The following is an 18337-nucleotide window of genomic DNA, read 5'->3' as shown; positions in this document are numbered from 1 at the left end:
GAAAGAACCTGCCGACTGATCATCCCGGAGCAAGTGCGACTATGGACACCGACAAGATGGCGCGGGCCTTTGCCCCGTTCGAAGCACTGGCTGCGGATCTCATCCCCCACGCCGCCGATGGCGATGACGGTTCGCACGATATTGCCCATATCCTGCGCGTCTTCCGCAATGCCATGGCCATCCAGGCCGAAGAAGGCGGCAATGCCCGGATTCTCGCCGCTGCCGTGCTGCTGCATGATTGCGTTGCCGTCGAAAAGAATTCGCCGCATCGCGCGCAGGCGTCGCGGCTCGCTGCTGAAAAGGCCTCGGGCATTCTGCGGCAGCTCGGCTGGGCGGACGAAGATATTGCGGCGACGGCGCATGCGATCACCACGCATAGTTTCTCCGCCAACCTGCCGCCGGAAACGCTGGAAGCGAAGATCCTGCAGGATGCCGACCGGCTGGATGCGATCGGCATGGTCGGCGCGGCTCGCTGCTTCTACATTGCGGGACGTCTCGGCTCCGGCCTCTACGATCCCTTCGATCCGCTTGCGGCAGAGCGGCCGCTTGACGACAAGCGCTTCGCCATTGACCATTTCGAGACAAAGCTGTTCAAACTGGCGGATGGATTCCAGACCGAGACCGGGGCCAGGTTTGCCGAAGCACGGCACGACCGGCTGAAAACCGTGCTGGCAATGTTCATCGACGAAATTTGAGGGCTATCCATGCGCGTCAGCGATCTTTTCATCTATCCCCTCAAGAGCGCGCGCGGCATCGCCATTCCGTCGGCAGCCATCGATGCCTTCGGGCTGGCGGGAGATCGCCGCGCCATGCTGGTCGATCCCTCGGGCAACTTCATTACCCAGCGCGAATTACAGGCATTGGCGCGGATCGATATCCAGCCAGCACCCTCCTATCTGCGCCTGAAGATGGAGGGCAAGCCCGATATCATCGTGCCGCCGCCGCACCCCGACAACCGCATGGACATCGTCGTCTGGAAATCAGCCGTCAATGCGTCCGTCGCGGATGAGGAAACCAACAAGGCCCTGTCGGCCTGGCTGGATCGCGAGGTCAAGATGGTCTTCTTCGACAGGCTTGCCAAGCGCATTGCCAGCCCGGAATGGGCGGGAGAGGACACGCCGGTCACATTTGCCGACGGATACCAGATCCTCGTCACGACGACCGGCTCGCTGAAGGCGCTCAACGCCAACCTTGCCGCTCACGGCGAAGGCGCAATCGGCATGGAGCGCTTCCGCCCGAATATCGTCATCGATATCGACGAGGAATGGCCGGAGGACCGCTGGGCCGCCATCGAGATCGGCGGCATCCGCCTCGATCTCGTCAAGCCTTGCTCGCGCTGCATCATGACAACGCAGGATCAGCAGACCGGCTCGCGCGACGTGCCGAACCCGATACCCGCCATGGGCCGCATCCGCATGTCCGCCGACCGGCGCGTCCCCGGCCCGCTCTTCGGCTGGAACGCCGTACCGCGCGGCGAAGGCACGGTGAAGATTGGTGATACCGTCACGGTACTAGAGGAACGGCCGGAAGGCTGGGCGCTCAAGCGGCGCTAGAATAACCCCGTTGCGGGCGTCTCGCCGCTCAGCCTTTGACGGCGAGACCCGGCGATGCCAGATCGTCATCCAGGGAAGCGACGGCAACCGCCTTCAGCGCGGCTTGCATGAAGCCGTTGCGCGCCGCCGCGATCTCTATGCCGCGCGGCTCGTAGACGTGCCGATGCAGGAAGAAGCCGGTGAGGCGGAAGGCGGCAGAAAGGCTTTCCCGATCCGCAGCGACCACAGCGCCCGTTGAGAGAAACGGCGGCAGCGCCAACATCTTGTCTGCCCAGGGCATGCCGGCTGCCCGGCAAACGGCACGCCCGGACTTCGGCGAAACGAAAGCCAGATCCTCACGCACGCCGGTTGCCGCGCATTCCGTCAAATCGAGGCCAAAACCAAGATCGTTCAGCACGGCAAGCTCGAAGCGCACGAAGAGTTCGCCGGCGTCGGCGGGATTCTGCAGGTTTTCAAGGATGACATCGAGCGCATCGTAGAGATGCGGGTGCGGATCGCGCTCCGGCAGCAACCGCAGCAGTGCGGCCATCGCCTGCACGCCATAGACAGCGGTGGCGGTTTCCATAAGCCGCGCAGCTCTGAGCGTAACCGGCTCCATGCGAAATTCGCCGAGATGCTCATGCAGTCTCGCCCGCCAGGTGACTTCGACGAGATTGCCGGCCTGCAGCACCGGCTGCATGGCGCGCGAGCGGCCGGATCGCACCAATCCCATATGGCGGCCGCGGGTACGCGTCATCACTTCGGCAACGACGCTGGTCTCGCCGAGACGTTTGACGCCTAGAATGATCGCATGGTCCTGCCACTGCATCAGCCGGTTGCCCCGAAAGATTTTTGCGATTCGAGTTTAGGACAAATGGCTGCCGCTGTCACATAGCGAGCGGGGAGCTGCCGGCCAGCTTCTCTACGAAGAGGCGCATGGATTGCTCGTCGAAAGGCTTGTTCAAAAGCGGCACATGCCGCAGATCTGCCGGAAAATCGAGTGTATCGGAATAGCCGCTGACGAAGCCGAAGGAAATGCCGCGTTCCATCAGCAATCGGGCAAAGCCGAAACTGGTCGACTCCCCAAGATTCACGTCGAGCATTGCAAAATCATAATGTTCCGAATGAACGGCGTTGACCGCCTGTTCCAGATTCGAAGCAATCTCAATCTGTTGAATTCCGACGAGGTGAAGAATTTCCTCCGCCTCCATGGCAATGATAAGATTATCTTCCAGTATAAGGACGCGCTGAAACGTCATATCAGCGCCATCCTTGCACGTACGCGCCAGTTGGCGCACCCCGTAAAAAGTCCCGCATCTATCCCTCCGGCGCCAATCATCGGCCCGTCTTGAATGGATGGTTTTGCCCATCCGTTTTGGCTCAGTCTCTTGTGACATGACTTCGCCTCCAATCCGCTTCGCACTTTTTGCACTGCGGTACTATGGGCTCGTCACCATGCTCCAATCGCTTTTGCCGCCGGGGTTAGTAAAAGGTGAAACTGGTGGAAAAGTGACGATGACAATAATCTATGCTGATACAGTTGTTGTCAGCATTTAAAAAAGACATGTTGTTTGCGCAAAGAGCTGCCCTCAAATGAAGGGGCGCCTGACCGAATCAAGGCCGTCCCAACCGGCAAGCTCAGCAAGCCCTTCGCCGTCCAAAACCTCACAGCCTCGCTCATGCCAGAACAGCAGCTTCCGCGCCGCCAACTTTTTCAATGTTTTGTTGGTATGGACCACCGAAAGACCAAGCGTGTCGGCGACGTGCTGCTGCCGGATCGGGATGGTCTTGCTGCCGTTGAACAAGCGGAGAGCACGGGCGCGCTGATGCAGATACGCGATCAGATAGGCTGCGCGCTCGAGTGCAGAGCGGCGGCCTATGCTTAGAAGATGTTCATCCAGTATCCGCTCCTCACGCGAGGCGATCCAGGTCAGATCATAGGCCAGCGAAGGGTGGGAATTGTAGAGCGTCATCAATTCCGTGCGCTCGAAAACGCAAAGCGATATCGGCGAAAGCGCCTCTGTCGAGTGTTGCATCTCGCCCATGATCGAACCCTGCAATCCGATGAGGTCGCCAGGCATCACATAATTCAGGATCTGGCGGCGCCCATCCTCCAGCGTCTTGTAGCGGAAGCCCCAGCCCGAGAGGATGGTGAAAAGGTGGGCGCTATGCGCGCCTTCGAGGAAAATCGTGGCACCGGCGTCGACAAGAAGTTCGCCCTTCTTGAAGCCGCTGACGAAATTCAGCTCGTCGCGGTCAAATTCGCGAAAATGCGGCAGGGATCTTAGCGGACATTGCTGGCAGGGCGTGCGTTGTCCATGCACAGTCGCAGCTGCCTTCGCCATGAAACGCTCCCTCAAGTTGCAGCGGCATGAGCCATATGCCTGATAAACCACTGCAATATAAAGCGCTCAGGGAAGCAAAGTTCCATCAATGCGGGAAGTCGAGCCCCATTTCCCGGAAACGCTCGGGGTCGTCTCCCCAGTTCTCACGGACCTTGATGAAGAGGAACAGGTGCACGGGCTGCTCCAGAATTTCGGAGAGCTCCTTGCGCGACGCAGTCGAGATCGCCTTGATCGTTTCGCCACCCTTGCCGAGCGCAATCTTCTTCTGGCTGTCGCGCTCCACATAGATCACCTGCTCGATGCGCACCGAGCCGTCCTTGCGCTCTTCCCACTTCTCCGTCTCGACGTGCGAGGAATAGGGAAGCTCCTGGTGCAGGCGCAGGAACAGCTTTTCGCGCGTGATTTCCGCGGCGAGCTGGCGCATCGGCAAGTCCGAAATCTGATCCTCGGGATAGTACCAGGGACCTTCCGGCAAGGTCTTTGCCAGATAATCCATCACGTCGTCGCAGCCGGAGCCGTTCTCCGCCGAGATCATGAAGGTCTGTTCGAAGGCGATCTTCTCGTTAGCGGCGGCGGCAAGCGCCAGCAGATCCTCGCGGCGGACGCGGTCGATCTTGTTCAAGACCAGGATCTTCGGCTGGGAAACGTCCTTCAAACCTTCCAGAATGGCCTCGGCATCGCCGCGCAAGCCGCGCTCGCTGTCGATCAGCAGCATGATGAGGTCGGCATCCTTGGCTCCGCCCCAGGCAGACGTCACCATTGCGCGATCAAGCCGGCGGCGCGGCTTGAAGATGCCGGGCGTGTCCATGAAGACGATCTGCGCGTTGTTGTGAATGGCGATGCCGCGCACGATCGCGCGCGTCGTCTGCACCTTGTGGCTGACGATCGAAACCTTGGCGCCTACGAGCCGGTTGACCAGCGTCGACTTGCCGGCATTGGTGGGGCCGATGAGGGCCACGAAGCCCGAATGCGTCGGGCCGATATGTTCAACCGCGCCGTCTTCGGCGGGCGTATCCTGCTGATTGCTCATTTTTTCCGTCATTCCCTAGAGCGGACCCAGATTTTAGGTCGAACCGGCCTAAAATCTGGGTCCGCTCTAAACTCAAAGAAGTAGAGCATGATGTCGTCCGAAATCCCCTGACACTTTTCGGAATCATGCTCTAGCAGTTAGGTCTCAGTCAATTGAGGCTGCCATACACCTTCACGCTCCAGGATCCGCGTTGCGGCCACCTGCTCGGCCGCGCGCTTGGAGCGTTCTATTCCCGTCTCGGGCGTCGTTCCCTTCACTTCCACCGTCACGGTGAAGCGTGGATCATGATCCGGTCCGCTGCGATCATCAACCCTGTAGACCGGGGTGACGCCGAATTTCGCATGCGCCCATTCCTGCAATTCCGTCTTGGCATCGCGCCTTGCACCCTCCGGCCGGATGGCGCGACGCTCCCAAAATCGCAGGATGAACGCGCGGGCGACTTCGAGCCCGCCATCCAGATAGAGCGCGGCAATCAGGCTTTCGACGACATCGGCACGCACGTTCAGCATGCGCTTTCCCGTCAGCTTCTTCACGTCGGCGCCAGTGCGGATGTAAAGATGCAGCTCCATCTCATCGGCGACTTCGGCACAGGTCTCTGCACTCACCAGCTGGTTGAGACGTACCGAAAGCTCGCCTTCCGTCGCCGCGCCGAAGGTCTTGAAGAGCAATTCTGCGATGCACAGGCCGAGTACACGGTCGCCGAGAAATTCCAGCCGTTCATAGTTGCCCGTCTTGTGCGTACGCGCGCTGGCATGAGTCAGCGCGCGGTCGAGACGCTCCTTTTCGGCGAATTCGTGGCCTATAGCGGCCTCAAGCCTGGCACGATCCGCCTGGGAGAGCGTCTGCGCCTTCGTCATTCGACAACCTTGAAAATACGGTCCCAACGCATGTTGGTCGGCCATTTCCAGACTTCACGGAACGAGGTGTCGTGACCCAGCGAGAAGAAGATGATGCTGGCGCGGCCGATCAGATTCTCAGCAGGGACATAGCCGACATCGAAACGGCTATCGTCGGAATTGTCACGATTGTCGCCCATCATGAAATAATGGCCCGGCGGAACGACATATTCCTGAGTGTTGTCGCCACGGGAATTCGGCGAGAGATCCAGCGTGTCATAGACCTTGCCGGTATCCGGCAAGCGCTCGCTGTAGACGGCGATGTTGTTGCCCGGCTCCTGGCTGTAGTCCGACGAAAAGGTGCCATGCGGCTCGCGCGGAACGGCCTGACCGTTGATGTAGAGGATGTCGTTCTTGACCTGGATGCGATCACCAGGCAGGCCGATCACGCGCTTGATGTAGTCGACATCCGGATTCGGCGGGAAGCGGAAGACCACGACGTCGCCGCGCTTCGGCTCGCTGCCCAGGATGCGGCCGCTGAACAGATCCGGCGAGAACGGCATTGAATACTTGGAATAGCCGTAGGCGAACTTGTTGACGAAGATGTAATCGCCGACAAGAAGCGTCGGCATCATCGAGCCTGACGGGATGGTGAATGGCTGAAAGAGAAACGTGCGGATGATCATGGCCAGGACAAGAGCCTGAACGATGACCTTGATGTTCTCCCACAGGGCGTTCTGCTGTTTTACGGCTTTCTCGGACACGCAGTCTTATTCCTTTTTCGCACCCCACCGGCGCACTTGCATTCAGGCACTGTCTACTCGCTTCACATCATCGCGGCAATGGCGCGGATGCCAAAAGCGACATACAGTCGTGATTCAGGCATCCATCGGTAGCGCTTCGATGATCACAAAAGCCTGAGCAAGAGGAAAATCATCCGTTATGGTCAAATGAATGGCGGCGCGATGATTTGGCGGCAGCATGGCCGCCACTCTTTCGGCGGCACCGCCGGTCAATTGCATCGTCGGCTTGCCGCTTGGCAGATTGACGACACCCATGTCGCGCCAGAAGACACCCTGGGCCAACCCGGTGCCCAAAGCCTTGGAGCAGGCTTCCTTGGCGGCAAAGCGCTTGGCGTAGGAGGCCGCCTTGTTCTTGCGGCGCTCGGACTTGGCGCGCTCGATATCGGTAAAGCAGCGCTCGGTGAACCGGGCGCCGAAACGTTCGATCGTCTTCTCGACCCGGCGGATGTCGATAAGATCGCTGCCTATGCCGATGATCATGGGAAGGCCCTCCTGGCGGTCCGGACGAGGTCAGGCACGTCAGACGCTCGATGCGTTTTCGGCGAGTGCCAGCCGCTCGCGGGCACGTTCCATCAGGCGCTCCTTGCGGCGCGTCTTGAAGGTCTTCACACCATAATAGGTAAGCGCATAGACGATTACGCCCGTGACAATGGCAGGCGGAATGCCGCCGATCAGCATCGGCTTCAAAACCGGATCCCAGATTTGCGTGAGATCGCCCTTGTGCCACAGCGCGGGCAGATCGATGCTGCCGCCCTGGCCGCCGCTGTCACGCGCCAGAATCAGATGACCGATCTCCCAGGTCAAAGCCCAGATGAAGGGGTAGGTAATCGGATTGCCGGCAGCCAGACAGCCGAGCGCGGAGGCAATGACATTGCCGCCGACGAGATAGGCAATGACGATCGCCATGACGAAATGCACACCGATGAACGGCGTCCAGGACACGACGATGCCCGCTGCAAAGCCGGCCGCAACCGAATGCGGCGACGCGGCGAGGCGAACGAGGCGCTTACCGAAATATTGGAACGAGCGGACAAAACCCTTGCGGGGCCAAAGGTGCTCTCGCAACTTTTCCTTGAATGTCAGTGGTTTTCGGCGACGAAACAGCATGCGGCTTATCTAGTGCAATGGGGGCCGTCGTGACAAGAGCGGCCGAACGTATCATGCACTGATTAAGAACCGAAAGTACGGCTCTTTTTTGGAACGTCATCGGCGCTGGACGCAGAAAATGGACGCTCGCTTCATTTGCCGAAAGCAATCCCGCAAGATCGGGATGCTCCAAGGGCGCAACAACGACGCGCCCCTCCTGGTCTTTTAAGTATTAATAGCGATTAACGCGTGCGGAACAGACCGCGGTCGACCTGACGCTGCCGATACTCAAGGTCAAAACGGTCATGCGAACCATTCAGGTAAGCCATTTCGCGTTCTTCAACACTCGGAACACGCAGGGCACGGGCGATTTTCTTGATCGGGCTAAACATTGTCTTTTCTCATCTCAGTTTCGTTTCTTCGATGACCAGAAGATAGGCGCGATAAAGGTTAATTACCACCGCTCGAAAATACACACAGCCATGCGTTCAGCGCATAGCGATCCGGAAAGCCGCTCGATTTTGGTCATAAAATGATCACAAAATATGCAGCCTGCCCGGATCGATGGCTATGGGCAGCGAATATTACTCATAGAGGCGCTTTACGGTCGCGATGCAGTCCAGCTCCTTGAGCTGTACCAGCAACTGGTTGAGCTGGCGCAGATCCCAGACTTCGACGTCGAGGGCCATCTCGGTGAAGTCGGCTGCAACCCGAACGGTGTTGAGCACGCGGATATTGACGTCCACGTCCGCAACGGTCTGCGCCACCTTCGCCAGTGTACCCGGCTCGTTGAGGGCATTGATCAGGATGCGTGCGGCAAAACGGGACTTGTTGGCCTCGTCCAGATCCCAGCGCACATCGATCCAGCGTTCCGGCTCGTCGTCGAACCGCTGCAGGACCGGCGACTGGATCGGATATATGGTAATCCCCTTGCCCTTTTCCATGATGCCGACGATACGGTCGCCCGGAACGGCGCCGGTCGGCGCGAAATGCACCTCGACATTCGAGGAGATGCCGCGGATCGGCGGCGCATCGAGATCGGCGCCGTCGGAAACCTCGGCCTTGTTCTTGCCGGGGATCTTGAAGATCATGCCCGAGGCGCTGCGGACGTTGAACCAGCCCTCGTCGCCGGCAGGCTTCACGGTCACGCGTTCATCCTGATGATCGGGGTAGACGGCGCGCAAAACATCGAGCGACGACATCTCCCCTCGCCCGACCGCGGCAATCGCATCCTCGACATCCTTCTGGCCGAGGCGATGCAGGGCGGGCTTCAGAGCATCGCGCGAGAAGACCTTGCCGGCGCGTTCGAAGGTGCGTTCCAGAATGCGATGGCCGAGGCCGGCATATTGCTTGCGGATGGCAAGGCGGGTGGCGCGGCGAATGGCGGCGCGTGCCTTGCCCGTCACGACGATCTCTTCCCAAGCGGCCGGCGGCACCTGCACGCCCGAGCGGATGATCTCGACTTCATCGCCGTTGTTCAGCCGCGTCACCAGCGGCATGATGCGGCCGTTGATCTTGGCGCCAACCGTGGTGTCGCCGATATTGGTGTGGACGGCATAGGCGAAGTCGATCGGGGTTGCGCCGCGCGGTAGGGCGATCAGCTTGCCCTTGGGTGTGAAGCAGAAGACCTGATCCTGAAACAGCTCGAGCTTCGTGTGCTCGAGGAACTCTTCCGGGCTGTCGCCTTCGGCCAGCGCCTCGATGGTATGGCGCAGCCAGGAATAGGCGTTGCTTTCGCGCGAGGCGAGTTCGTTGTCGCCATTGCCGTTCGCGCCGTCCTTGTAAAGTGTATGGGCGGCGATGCCGAACTCGGCGATTTCATGCATGCGCTTGGTGCGGATCTGCAGCTCGATGCGCTGGCTGGAGGGGCCGACGATCGTCGTGTGCAGAGAGCGATAGTCGTTCTGCTTCGGCGTCGAGATATAGTCCTTGAAGCGGCCAGGAACGACACGCCAGCGGGTGTGGACGATGCCGAGCGCCCGGTAGCAGGAGGGAATGTCGTCGACGAGAAGGCGGAAGCCGTAGACATCGGAGAGCTGCTCGAAAGAGAGCGACTTCGACTGCATCTTGCGGAAGACCGAATAGGGCTTCTTCAGCCGGCCCTTGACCATGGCGTTGGCAAGGCCGTTGGCGACGAGCAGGTCGCGCAGCTCGGTCTCGATCTTCTTGACGAGTCCTTCGTTGCGCCGTGAGAGCTCCTCCAGGCGCTTCGTGACGGTATCATGCGCTTCCGGATTGATATGGCGGAAGGAAAGCTCCTCCAGCTCCTCGCGCATGTCCTGCATGCCCATGCGGCCCGCGAGCGGCGCATAGATTTCCATCGTTTCCTCGGAGATGCGGGCGCGCTTTTCCGGCGACATGTGATCGAGCGTGCGCATATTGTGCAGGCGGTCGGCAAGCTTCACCAGAAGCACGCGCACGTCGTCGGAAATGGCAAGCAGCAGCTTGCGCAGGTTTTCGGCCTGCTTGGCCTTCTTGGTGACGAGATCGAGCTTCTTGATCTTCGTCAGGCCTTCGACCAGGCGACCGATGTCCTCGCCGAACATCTCGTCGATCTCGGCGCGCGTCGCCGTCGTATCCTCGATCGTGTCATGGAGAAGCGCGACCGCGATGGTCGATTCATCCAGACGCATATCCGTCAGGATCGCAGCAACTTCGAGAGGATGGGAAATATAGGGGTCGCCGCTGGCACGTTTCTGCTGGCCATGCTTCTGCATCGCATAAACATAGGCTTTGTTGAGGAGAGCTTCGTTGGCATCGGGCTTGTATTTCTGCACGCGCTCGACAAGCTCGTATTGCCGCATCATTCCAAAGCTACTCCAGCAAAAACAAAAGCGCGCCAGTCTTCTGACCGGCGCACGCATCTTGCCATCATATCGCTCCTGCCCGGAGCATCAAGGTCAACGATCAGTAATCGTCGCTTTTTTCCGGCGGAACCAGGCCTTCGATACCGGCCAGAAGTTCTTCTTCCGACATCTGGTCGAAAGTAACGGTTTCCGGCAGGTCTTCTTCCTCTTCGCTGGTGGCGGAAGCACCTGCGGCCAGCAGGCTTGCCGGATCGGGCTCGGGCTCATCCACTTCCACATGCTTCTGCAGCGAGTGGATCAGATCTTCCTTGAGATCGTCGGGCGACAGCGTCTCATCGGCAATTTCGCGCAGCGCAACGACCGGGTTCTTATCGTTGTCGCGGTCGATGGTGATCGAGGAGCCCTGCGAAATCAGGCGGGCGCGGTGGCTGGCGAGCAGCACGAGCTCGAACCGGTTCTCTACTTTATCAATGCAATCTTCTACTGTGACACGGGCCATTGCCTGTCCTTTGCGGTCGTGATGTCGTCATCATGTCTCGGAGTAGCACGCCGATACAAGCAAACGATGGCAAATTCAAGTTTTTCCTGTTTCAGTGCCTTTGCACCCTCTGGGAAAGTGCTAAAATTCCCCTAGACAAACGGCTGTTTCCACCTTTGGTTGCTTGGAATATCACATTTCGTGCCCTAAATCTCGATTATATGAATAATTCATAAAGTAATACGAATTATTCTGCAACGCCTTACAAGGCATTGTTTTAGCTAGCCTTTGAATGAAGTGATTACGTTTTTATAACAGTGGATATGTAAGAGATGTTTGACCCACGCGAAAAAATTGCACTCTTTATAGACGGCGCCAATCTCTACGCTGCATCCAAGAGCCTCGGCTTCGATATCGACTACCGCAAGCTCCTGAAAGCATTTCAAAAGCGCGGATATCTGCTGCGCGCCTATTATTACACGGCTCTGATCGAGGATCAGGAATATTCCTCCATCCGCCCGCTGATCGACTGGCTCGATTACAACGGCTACAAGGTCGTCACCAAGCCGGCCAAGGAATTCACGGACTCCATGGGGCGCCGCAAGATCAAGGGCAACATGGATATCGAGCTGGCGATCGACGCCATGGAGCAATCCGAGACCGTCGATCATCTGGTGATCTTCTCCGGCGACGGCGACTTCACGACCTTGGTGGAAGCCCTCCAGCGCCGCGGACGCAAGGTTTCTGTGATTTCGACCATGGCGACCCAGCCGCCGATGATCGCCGACGATCTGCGCCGCCAAGCCGATCATTTCATCGACCTCGTAACGCTGAAGGCGGAAATCGGCCGCGAAGCATCGGAACGCCCTGCGCGCACCGCTGAGCCCAGTCACGCCCCGGCGGATACAGAAGAATAATTTGGGACTGCATCGGACAAGTTAGGGTTGCCGCAGCGGAGCCATTTCGTTTTGCCGCGGCAGCCGGCCCTTCGCTGAGGCATCCCGAGCTCGTAGAAGGGGCGTTCGTCGCTGCAATCGATTCACTGGACCGATTGCTCGGGCTTTGCCCGACCGCTCCTCACCCTCACCCATTGTCCTTCAGCAGGCGGCTCTTCTGCCTGTTCCAATCGCGTTCCTTCTCGGATTCGCGCTTGTCATGCAGCTTCTTACCCTTGGCGAGGGCCAGTTCCAGCTTGGCGCGGCCGCGGTCGTTGAAATAGATTTTCAACGGCACCAGAGTCATGCCCTCGCGATTGATCGCCGAACGCAGCCGGCCGATTTCGCGGCTGGAAAGCAATAGCTTACGGCGGCGGCGCGGCTCGTGATTGAAGCGGTTTGCCTGCAGGTACTCCGGCAGATAGGAGTTGATCAGCCAGATCTCGTCGCCTTCATCCGACGCGTAGGATTCGGCGATATTCGCCTTGCCCTCACGCAGCGACTTGACCTCCGTGCCCATCAGCACGAGCCCTGCCTCATAAGTATCGATGATCTCGTAGTTGAAGCGAGCCTTGCGGTTTTCCGCCACGACCCTGTTCACCACGCGCTGGCTGCCTTTGGGTGCCATGATTCTTCTTCTTTTCTTGCCTCATTCGGCAGCGGCCGAAGGCGTGCCAAGTTCCTGTCCCCTAAATAAGCGAGACCGCCCTCCTTGTGAAGAGAGCGGTCTTGCAGAGTTTCGGCAGCGTGCCTGTGAGCCGTTAGTTCAGGAGGCCGGCATGGCGCATGGCCGCATCGATCGCAGCCTCCGTGCCTGGTTCCAGGGTCGACAGGAGCGGCGAACGCACGTTGCGGCTCATGCGGCCAAGACGGGAAAGACCATACTTGGCGCCGCAGAGACCGGGCTCCAGGAAGATCGCCTTGTGCAGCGGCATCAGGCGATCCTGATATTCGAGAGCCTTGGCATAATCGCCTGCAAGCGTCGCCGCCTGGAATTCCGCACACAGGCGCGGCGCGACATTGGCCGTGACCGAGATGCAGCCGACGCCGCCATGGGCGTTGAAGCCGAGCGCCGTTGCATCCTCGCCGGAAAGCTGGCGGAAATCGCGGCCGCAGCTGATGCGCTGCTCGGAGACGCGCTCGATCTTGCCGGTCGCATCCTTCACACCGACGATATTTGCGTAGGCCTTGGCAAGCGCACCCATCGTCTCAGGCGTCATATCGACAACCGAACGGCCCGGAATGTTGTAGATATAGATCGGCAGCTTCACCGCTTCCGCCACGGCGGCGAAATGCGCATAAAGGCCCTTCTGCGTCGGCTTGTTGTAATAGGGTGTGACGACCAGAACCGCATTGGCGCCGACCTTCTCGGCGTGCTGTGCCAGCTCGACCGCCTCGCGCGTGTTGTTCGAGCCAGCGCCTGCCATCACCGGAACGCGCTTGTTGGCGATTTCGATGCAGAGCTCGACTACGCGCTTGTGTTCGTCATGCGAGAGGGTGGGAGATTCACCCGTCGTTCCAACGGGCACCAGTCCCTTGCTGCCCTCTTTTATCTGCCAATCGACATGCGAGGCGAAGGATGTCTCGTCCACCTTGCCGGCGTCAGTAAAGGGCGTAACGAGAGCGGGAATGGATCCCTGGAACATGCAAGTCTCCTAGCGGCGCGGCATTCATGCTTCAGCCGCAATCCATGGTTATGAATCCGCGCACCATAAAGCGCCGGCTTGACGGCGACAAGCGCGCTTTGAATGGTTAAGGGCAGTTTCCGATATCATAATTGATTGAAATTCGGACCACCGGTAAGGTTTCGTTAATATAGCATTTGGCAAATGGAAGGGGCCTGTTTGTTTTGTGAGTAGCCGGATGAAGAGACCTATCATGATATGGACCGCCGTGGGCTTGGCGGTCGCCTGGGGCGCGGTTGCCTCGCAGCTTCCCGGCCAGCAGATACCGACGAGCGCCAACGCCTATATCGCCATGGCGCCGGACCCTATGAGCACGGCTGCGATCCCGCGCGGCGGCGCTATCGCGCCCATCAGCGGCGACCTCAAAGCAGGCCTCGACGCCCTTTCCAACAAGAACCCGATGCAGGCGCTTGCTATCCGTAACGGCATGAGCGAAGGCACGCTTGACCGCCATATCCTGACCTGGGCGATCGCCACGTCGGGCCAGCCGGGGATTCCCTCTGGCGAAATTGCCGCTGCCGCCCGCGAGCTTGTCGGCTGGCCAGGGCTCGGCAGCCTGCGCGCCAATTCCGAGCGGGCGCTCTACACAGAAAATCCAGCAACGGATCAAGTCCTTGCCGCCTTCGGCAACTCGCAGCCGGAGACCGTGGAGGGCAGCATCATCCTCTCGCGTGCTTTTATGGCGCGCGGTGCGTCGGCACAGGCCGGAAAGCTGATCCGCAAGATCTGGCGCGATGAGCCATTGGACAAGCCTCTCGAGGACAAGATCCTTGCGGAATTCCCCAGCCTGCTTTCGCCCGCCGATCACAAGGCACGCATGGATTATCTGCTTTACCGCGATCGGACCGCGCAGGCCAAACGCTTCGGTGATCTCGGCAGAGCGCAATCGCTCTACAAGGCCTGGGCGGCGGTCAATGATCGCTCGCCGAAAGCCGACGCGCTGATCGCAGCCATCGACACGCAATGGCGCAAGGACCCCGCCTATCTCTTCATGCGGATCGAAAACCTGCGTCGCCAGAACAAATATGACGATGCCGCCAATCTTCTGGCACAGATGCCGCAAGACCGCAGCGCGCTTGTCAGTCCCGGCGCATGGTGGGCCGAGCAGCGCATCGTCAGCCGCGGCCTGGTGGATCAGGGCGAGTTCAAGGCTGCCTATCGCGTCGTCGACGCCAGCGTCGCAGAAACCCCGCAGGATGTCGGCGAGGCCGAGTTCCATGCCGGCTGGTACGCTCTGCGCGGCCTGCAGGACGGCGCAAACGCGTCGGCCCATTTCCGAAAGATCCTGCAGGTCTCGAACGGGCCGATCTCGCAATCGCGCGGCTGGTATTGGCTCGGCCGCGCCGCCGAGGCGGGTGGACCGGGCAAGGCTGCCGATTTCTACGCGAAAGCCGCCTCCTATCCGAGCACCTTCTACGGGCAGCTTGCCGCCGAGAAGCTTGGCCGCCGCACACTCAACGTCACCTATCCCTCGCCTTCGGCCACGGATCGCCAGCGCTTCCAGGGCCGCGAGGCGGTACAGGCGATTTCGCGGCTCGAGGCGGCAGGACACGGATGGCGTGCCGACGCGCTCTATCGTGCCCTGGCAAAACAGCTGGATAGCCCCGGCGAAGTCGCCATGCTAGCTGCCCGCGCGGAGCGTTCCGGCAATCACCAGCTTTCGCTGCAGATCGGCAAGATCGCCTATGGACGCGGCATCGACGTCGCAGCGCTCGCCTTCCCGATCGGCGTCATTCCGGACAATGCCAATATTTCGGGCTCCGGCAAAGCGCTCGCCTATGCCATTGCCCGGCAGGAGAGCGCCTTCAACCCGGCCGCAGTCTCCTCTGCCAATGCCCGCGGCCTGCTGCAGCTGCTACCGAAGACGGCAAAGGCCGTTGCCGGCCGGCACGGCATGGCCTATTCCGCCGACAAGCTGACACAGGATGCCGGCTACAACGCCACGCTCGGCGCCCATTATCTCGGCGAGCAGATCGACACCTTCGGCGGCTCCTACATCCTGACTTTCATTGCCTACAATGCAGGACCGAACAAGGTGCCGGAATGGATCAGCCGCTATGGCGACCCGCGCGGCAAGTCGCTCGACGATGTGATCGACTGGATCGAGCGCATCCCCTTCCCCGAGACGCGCAACTACGTCCAGCGCGTGATGGAAAACTATCAGGTCTACAAGGCGCGGCTGGGACAGAAGGCCGACATCGTACACGATCTGGTCGACGGCCGCGGCTAAGGCCCATCACGATCGCAATGCCGCCACACGGCCTTCAGCGATATGCTTCAGCCAATAACCGCAGTTGTGTAGGCTACGGAAATGACGTTACATCCCTCGTGACGGCCAAAGTACGAGGGATGGCGCATGCGCAGCGACGACGAAAGCGGTTTTCTTGCCAGAACGATCGCAGCGGACGATGGCCTGAAGCTCCATGTGAGGGACTATGCCGGCGACGAGACGACCACGAAGGCCAGAACACCCGTCTTCTGCCTGCCCGGTCTGACGCGCAACTCGCGGGACTTTCATCAGCTGGCGCTGCTTCTGTCACAGGACCCGGTAGCCCCGCGCAGAGTGATCACGCTCGATGCCCGCGGACGCGGGGCATCCGAATGGGATGAGGACAAATCCCACTACAATCTCATCGTGGAAGGGCAAGATGTCCTCACGGTTTGCGCTGCGCTCGGAATTCATCGGGCCATCTTCATCGGCACGTCGCGCGGCGGACTGGTTCTCCACATGCTCGCAACCCGCCGGCCGGATATCCTCAGGGCGGTGATTCTCAACGATATCGGTCCAGTCCTCGATAAGATCGGATTGGCGGATATCCGCGACTATCTCAACCGGGACAAGAAACCTGCCAATTGGGACGAGGCGATCGAGATCCTTCGGGAAAACCATGGCAGCGCCTTTGGCGCGCTTGACGAAGAGGATTGGCAGGACATGGCGCGGGCCATCTATATCTTACGTGACGGCAAGCCGGTTGCAGATTGCGATCCCGCCATCGCGGCGCAGATGCAGGCACTCGACCTGGAAGCGCCGATTCCAGATCTCTGGCCGCAATTCCAAGCGTTTCAAGATATTCCACTGATGGTGATTCGCGGGGAAAATTCGAAGCTTCTGACACAGACCTCAACGGACGAGATGGCAAACCGCCATCCGGGAATGGCCATCAAGATCGCGAGAGGGCAAGGACATGCCCCGATTTTACATTTGGGCGATATTCCGGATGCCATCCGGCATTTCATCTCAGGGTTTTGACAACAGGCACCCGCGCACTGTTCGACATCGGCCCAAAGCAAAAGGCCCGGTTGGGAGACCGGGCCTTTCCTCTTCCGATCGGAGGTCTGATCGGAAGATCTGTCAAACTCTTTTCGGCGAACCGAATTAGAAGCTGCGCTGGAAGCGCAGGATACCAGCCCACTGATCCTGGTTCACAGAATCGAAGTTGGTGTAGGTAACTTCCGGCTCGATGAGGAAGCCCTTGACCGGCGTGAACTTGAGGTTCGTCGTGGCTTCGAAGATCTTCGAGTCGGTGTAGGCGAGCTGGAGGTTCCACTTCAGCTTTTCGTTGATCGGAACGCCAACGCCGCCCCAGACAGCCCAGTCGCCCCAGCCGCAAAGATCGCCACGGCCAGCCGGGCAAGCAGATGCGTTCAGGTTCGAACCGGCATACTGGTTCAGCTTCTTGCCGTCGGTGTTCCAGCCGCCCATCAAGAAGGCCGTCATGAAGCCGAAGTCGGCATCGATACGAGCCTTGACAGCGCCTTCTTCGACGATCGAGTCGTAACCGCCGACGACCTTGAAGCCGAAGCCGCCAGCCTTGTAGCCAACACCGGCAACAGCGTTCGGAGCGTAGTGGTTAGCCTTGGACTGAACCCAAGCGCCGCCGTAGGAAGATGAATCCGAACCGGAGTTGGAGTCTTCGAGCGAGACGACAGCCGTGAAGCCGTTGCCGGCGTCATAGTTGTAGGTCAACTGGTTGAGTTCGTACGGGCCGTCATAGATCACGTCGTCGTTGATGACGTCGCCGGCGTAGCCTGCGTACAGGTTGTACTGCGAGTCCTGCTTACCAACCAGGAAACCGCCGAGGCTGATGTTAGCCCAGAGCAGCTTGGTGGTGGTGGCGTTGCCGTCGTTCCAGTCGAAACGGTAGACGGTGTTGGTCTTCAGCGGACCGTATTCGGTGTCGGTCGCGGTGTCGACGCTCAGCTGAGCGCGGGTGTGCCAGTAGGTGCCACGATCGCCGCCGGGACCCGGATTGTAGGCGTTGTACCAGCCGCCTTCGGTACGGACCATGCCGCCGATCTTGAGGCAGGTTTCGGTGCCCGGGATGAAGAAGTAGCCAGCGCCATAGGCATCGCAGATGCGGACGTATTCCAGCGGCTCGGGCTCAGCAGCGACGATTGCGTCGGCAGCATGAGCACCGGATACTGCTGCCAGCGCAGCAGCGGAGCCGAGAAGAAGGCTCTTGATGTTCATAGTAACTCCAGTTCCAATATCGATTAGGTATGAGAATTCACGTCGAGAAAATCGACGTGCCCTACCCCACCCGGTTTTAAAGTTGACCCCTGATCTGGGAGAACCAAGACGCTAAGTCTCGCTTCCGATTTGGAACCTACAGATCGTTTTTTTCAGAGCAATATCAGAGATAAACTATGAACAATTGTGACGGCGGTTTCAAAAGGTGCGTTGCACAAAAAACACGTCGCAAAACCGTCACATTGCCGACACGTCGGCAGCTTGAAACTACTTAAGATTACTTCGATAATACATACAACCTATGGATCGCCCTGACTGGAAAAGAATAC

Annotated in this window: 19 protein-coding genes; 5 read left to right on the top strand and 14 right to left on the bottom strand. The window is 59.5% G+C overall.

Features of this window, described 5'->3' with window-relative positions:
• Positions 1-41: 41 nt before the first annotated feature.
• Together GA0061103_RS10185 and GA0061103_RS10180 are read left to right on the top strand one after the other, a co-directional pair.
• Positions 42-695 (top strand): HD domain-containing protein, encoded by a 654-nt coding sequence (locus GA0061103_RS10185; protein ID WP_425349484.1) that lies wholly within the window; start codon positions 42-44, stop codon positions 693-695.
• 9 nt (positions 696-704) lie between these two features.
• Positions 705-1553, top strand: coding sequence for an MOSC domain-containing protein (locus GA0061103_RS10180; protein WP_092710445.1), 849 nt, complete (start codon positions 705-707; stop codon positions 1551-1553).
• A gap of 28 nt (positions 1554-1581) precedes the next feature.
• Here GA0061103_RS10180 and recO read toward each other — a convergent pair whose 3' ends face one another.
• The 11 genes from recO to rpoZ all read right to left on the bottom strand — a co-directional run bounded on the left by recO (position 1582) and on the right by rpoZ (position 10938).
• Positions 1582-2361: a DNA repair protein RecO gene (recO, locus tag GA0061103_RS10175; protein WP_092710443.1), complete on the bottom strand. Its 780-nt coding sequence runs from the start codon at positions 2359-2361 to the stop codon at positions 1582-1584.
• A gap of 58 nt (positions 2362-2419) precedes the next feature.
• Entirely contained in the window at positions 2420-2929 is a 510-nt protein-coding gene (locus tag GA0061103_RS10170; protein ID WP_245304717.1) for a response regulator, read from the bottom strand.
• A gap of 192 nt (positions 2930-3121) precedes the next feature.
• Positions 3122-3877 (bottom strand): Crp/Fnr family transcriptional regulator, encoded by a 756-nt coding sequence (locus tag GA0061103_RS10165; RefSeq protein WP_092710438.1) that lies wholly within the window; start codon positions 3875-3877, stop codon positions 3122-3124.
• Between the two features lie 85 nt (positions 3878-3962).
• A complete protein-coding gene (gene era, locus GA0061103_RS10160) occupies positions 3963-4907 on the bottom strand; it encodes a GTPase Era (RefSeq protein WP_092710435.1) in 945 nt (314 codons plus the stop codon).
• Positions 4908-5044: 137 nt separating this feature from the next.
• The gene (gene rnc / locus GA0061103_RS10155; RefSeq protein WP_092710433.1) at positions 5045-5764 is read right to left on the bottom strand and encodes a ribonuclease III; all 720 of its coding nucleotides are present in this window, start codon (positions 5762-5764) and stop codon (positions 5045-5047) included.
• A complete protein-coding gene (gene lepB / locus GA0061103_RS10150) occupies positions 5761-6507 on the bottom strand; it encodes a signal peptidase I (RefSeq protein WP_092710430.1) in 747 nt (248 codons plus the stop codon). The genes rnc and lepB overlap by 4 nt, the downstream gene beginning before the upstream one ends.
• 114 nt (positions 6508-6621) lie before the next feature.
• On the bottom strand, positions 6622-7026 hold the full coding sequence (gene acpS, locus GA0061103_RS10145; protein ID WP_015339297.1) for a holo-ACP synthase: 405 nt from the start codon (positions 7024-7026) through the stop codon (positions 6622-6624).
• A gap of 39 nt (positions 7027-7065) precedes the next feature.
• Entirely contained in the window at positions 7066-7653 is a 588-nt protein-coding gene (locus GA0061103_RS10140) for a DUF2062 domain-containing protein (protein WP_092710427.1), read from the bottom strand.
• 221 nt (positions 7654-7874) lie between these two features.
• Positions 7875-8024 carry a DUF3563 family protein gene (locus GA0061103_RS10135; RefSeq protein ID WP_015339295.1) on the bottom strand — a complete coding sequence of 50 codons (150 nt, stop codon included), beginning with the start codon at positions 8022-8024 and terminating at the stop codon, positions 7875-7877.
• A 192-nt stretch (positions 8025-8216) separates the two neighbouring features.
• The gene (locus GA0061103_RS10130; protein WP_092710425.1) at positions 8217-10439 is read right to left on the bottom strand and encodes a RelA/SpoT family protein; all 2223 of its coding nucleotides are present in this window, start codon (positions 10437-10439) and stop codon (positions 8217-8219) included.
• Between the two features lie 100 nt (positions 10440-10539).
• A complete protein-coding gene (gene rpoZ / locus GA0061103_RS10125) occupies positions 10540-10938 on the bottom strand; it encodes a DNA-directed RNA polymerase subunit omega (RefSeq protein WP_075852112.1) in 399 nt (132 codons plus the stop codon).
• 311 nt (positions 10939-11249) lie between these two features.
• Between rpoZ and GA0061103_RS10120 the strand changes: the two genes are divergently transcribed.
• Positions 11250-11834, top strand: coding sequence for a LabA-like NYN domain-containing protein (locus GA0061103_RS10120; protein WP_092710422.1), 585 nt, complete (start codon positions 11250-11252; stop codon positions 11832-11834).
• 166 nt (positions 11835-12000) lie between these two features.
• On the opposite strand, the gene smpB is transcribed toward GA0061103_RS10120, so the two are convergent.
• Both smpB and dapA read right to left on the bottom strand, forming a co-directional pair.
• Positions 12001-12480, bottom strand: a complete 480-nt coding sequence (smpB, locus tag GA0061103_RS10115; RefSeq protein ID WP_047627242.1) for an SsrA-binding protein SmpB — start codon at positions 12478-12480, stop codon at positions 12001-12003.
• Positions 12481-12613: 133 nt separating this feature from the next.
• Positions 12614-13498, bottom strand: a complete 885-nt coding sequence (gene dapA / locus GA0061103_RS10110; protein ID WP_092710419.1) for a 4-hydroxy-tetrahydrodipicolinate synthase — start codon at positions 13496-13498, stop codon at positions 12614-12616.
• Positions 13499-13829: 331 nt separating this feature from the next.
• Here dapA and GA0061103_RS10105 point away from each other — a divergent pair, with 331 nt between their 5' ends.
• Together GA0061103_RS10105 and GA0061103_RS10100 are read left to right on the top strand one after the other, a co-directional pair.
• Positions 13830-15767, top strand: coding sequence for a lytic transglycosylase domain-containing protein (locus GA0061103_RS10105; protein ID WP_425349489.1), 1938 nt, complete (start codon positions 13830-13832; stop codon positions 15765-15767).
• 126 nt (positions 15768-15893) lie between these two features.
• Entirely contained in the window at positions 15894-16787 is an 894-nt protein-coding gene (locus GA0061103_RS10100; protein WP_092710412.1) for an alpha/beta fold hydrolase, read from the top strand.
• A gap of 126 nt (positions 16788-16913) precedes the next feature.
• Here GA0061103_RS10100 and GA0061103_RS10095 read toward each other — a convergent pair whose 3' ends face one another.
• Positions 16914-18008, bottom strand: coding sequence for a porin (locus tag GA0061103_RS10095; RefSeq protein ID WP_092710409.1), 1095 nt, complete (start codon positions 18006-18008; stop codon positions 16914-16916).
• Between the last annotated feature and the right edge of the window lie 329 nt (positions 18009-18337).

It is taken from the genome of Martinezella multihospitum, from assembly GCF_900094585.1.
Taxonomy (GTDB): domain Bacteria; phylum Pseudomonadota; class Alphaproteobacteria; order Rhizobiales; family Rhizobiaceae; genus Rhizobium; species Rhizobium multihospitium.
Note: the sequence above shows the minus strand (reverse complement) of the source record. Positions and strands in the feature narration are given on the sequence as shown.

Excerpts from the sequence above, each read along its gene's own strand:
- acpS (WP_015339297.1), bottom strand. The coding sequence starts at position 7,026 with ATGATCATCGGCATAGGCAGCGATCTTATCGACATCCGCCGGGTCGAG.
- smpB (WP_047627242.1), bottom strand. The coding sequence starts at position 12,480 with ATGGCACCCAAAGGCAGCCAGCGCGTGGTGAACAGGGTCGTGGCGGAA.
- GA0061103_RS10105 (WP_425349489.1), top strand. The coding sequence starts at position 13,830 with ATGGCGCCGGACCCTATGAGCACGGCTGCGATCCCGCGCGGCGGCGCT.
- GA0061103_RS10170 (WP_245304717.1), bottom strand. The coding sequence starts at position 2,929 with ATGTCACAAGAGACTGAGCCAAAACGGATGGGCAAAACCATCCATTCA.
- GA0061103_RS10140 (WP_092710427.1), bottom strand. The coding sequence starts at position 7,653 with ATGCTGTTTCGTCGCCGAAAACCACTGACATTCAAGGAAAAGTTGCGA.
- GA0061103_RS10135 (WP_015339295.1), bottom strand. The coding sequence starts at position 8,024 with ATGTTTAGCCCGATCAAGAAAATCGCCCGTGCCCTGCGTGTTCCGAGT.
- era (WP_092710435.1), bottom strand. The coding sequence starts at position 4,907 with ATGAGCAATCAGCAGGATACGCCCGCCGAAGACGGCGCGGTTGAACAT.
- recO (WP_092710443.1), bottom strand. The coding sequence starts at position 2,361 with ATGCAGTGGCAGGACCATGCGATCATTCTAGGCGTCAAACGTCTCGGC.
- GA0061103_RS10180 (WP_092710445.1), top strand. The coding sequence starts at position 705 with ATGCGCGTCAGCGATCTTTTCATCTATCCCCTCAAGAGCGCGCGCGGC.
- GA0061103_RS10130 (WP_092710425.1), bottom strand. The coding sequence starts at position 10,439 with ATGATGCGGCAATACGAGCTTGTCGAGCGCGTGCAGAAATACAAGCCC.
- rnc (WP_092710433.1), bottom strand. The coding sequence starts at position 5,764 with ATGACGAAGGCGCAGACGCTCTCCCAGGCGGATCGTGCCAGGCTTGAG.
- GA0061103_RS10185 (WP_425349484.1), top strand. The coding sequence starts at position 42 with ATGGACACCGACAAGATGGCGCGGGCCTTTGCCCCGTTCGAAGCACTG.
- rpoZ (WP_075852112.1), bottom strand. The coding sequence starts at position 10,938 with ATGGCCCGTGTCACAGTAGAAGATTGCATTGATAAAGTAGAGAACCGG.
- GA0061103_RS10095 (WP_092710409.1), bottom strand. The coding sequence starts at position 18,008 with ATGAACATCAAGAGCCTTCTTCTCGGCTCCGCTGCTGCGCTGGCAGCA.
- GA0061103_RS10165 (WP_092710438.1), bottom strand. The coding sequence starts at position 3,877 with ATGGCGAAGGCAGCTGCGACTGTGCATGGACAACGCACGCCCTGCCAG.
- dapA (WP_092710419.1), bottom strand. The coding sequence starts at position 13,498 with ATGTTCCAGGGATCCATTCCCGCTCTCGTTACGCCCTTTACTGACGCC.
- GA0061103_RS10100 (WP_092710412.1), top strand. The coding sequence starts at position 15,894 with ATGCGCAGCGACGACGAAAGCGGTTTTCTTGCCAGAACGATCGCAGCG.
- GA0061103_RS10120 (WP_092710422.1), top strand. The coding sequence starts at position 11,250 with ATGTTTGACCCACGCGAAAAAATTGCACTCTTTATAGACGGCGCCAAT.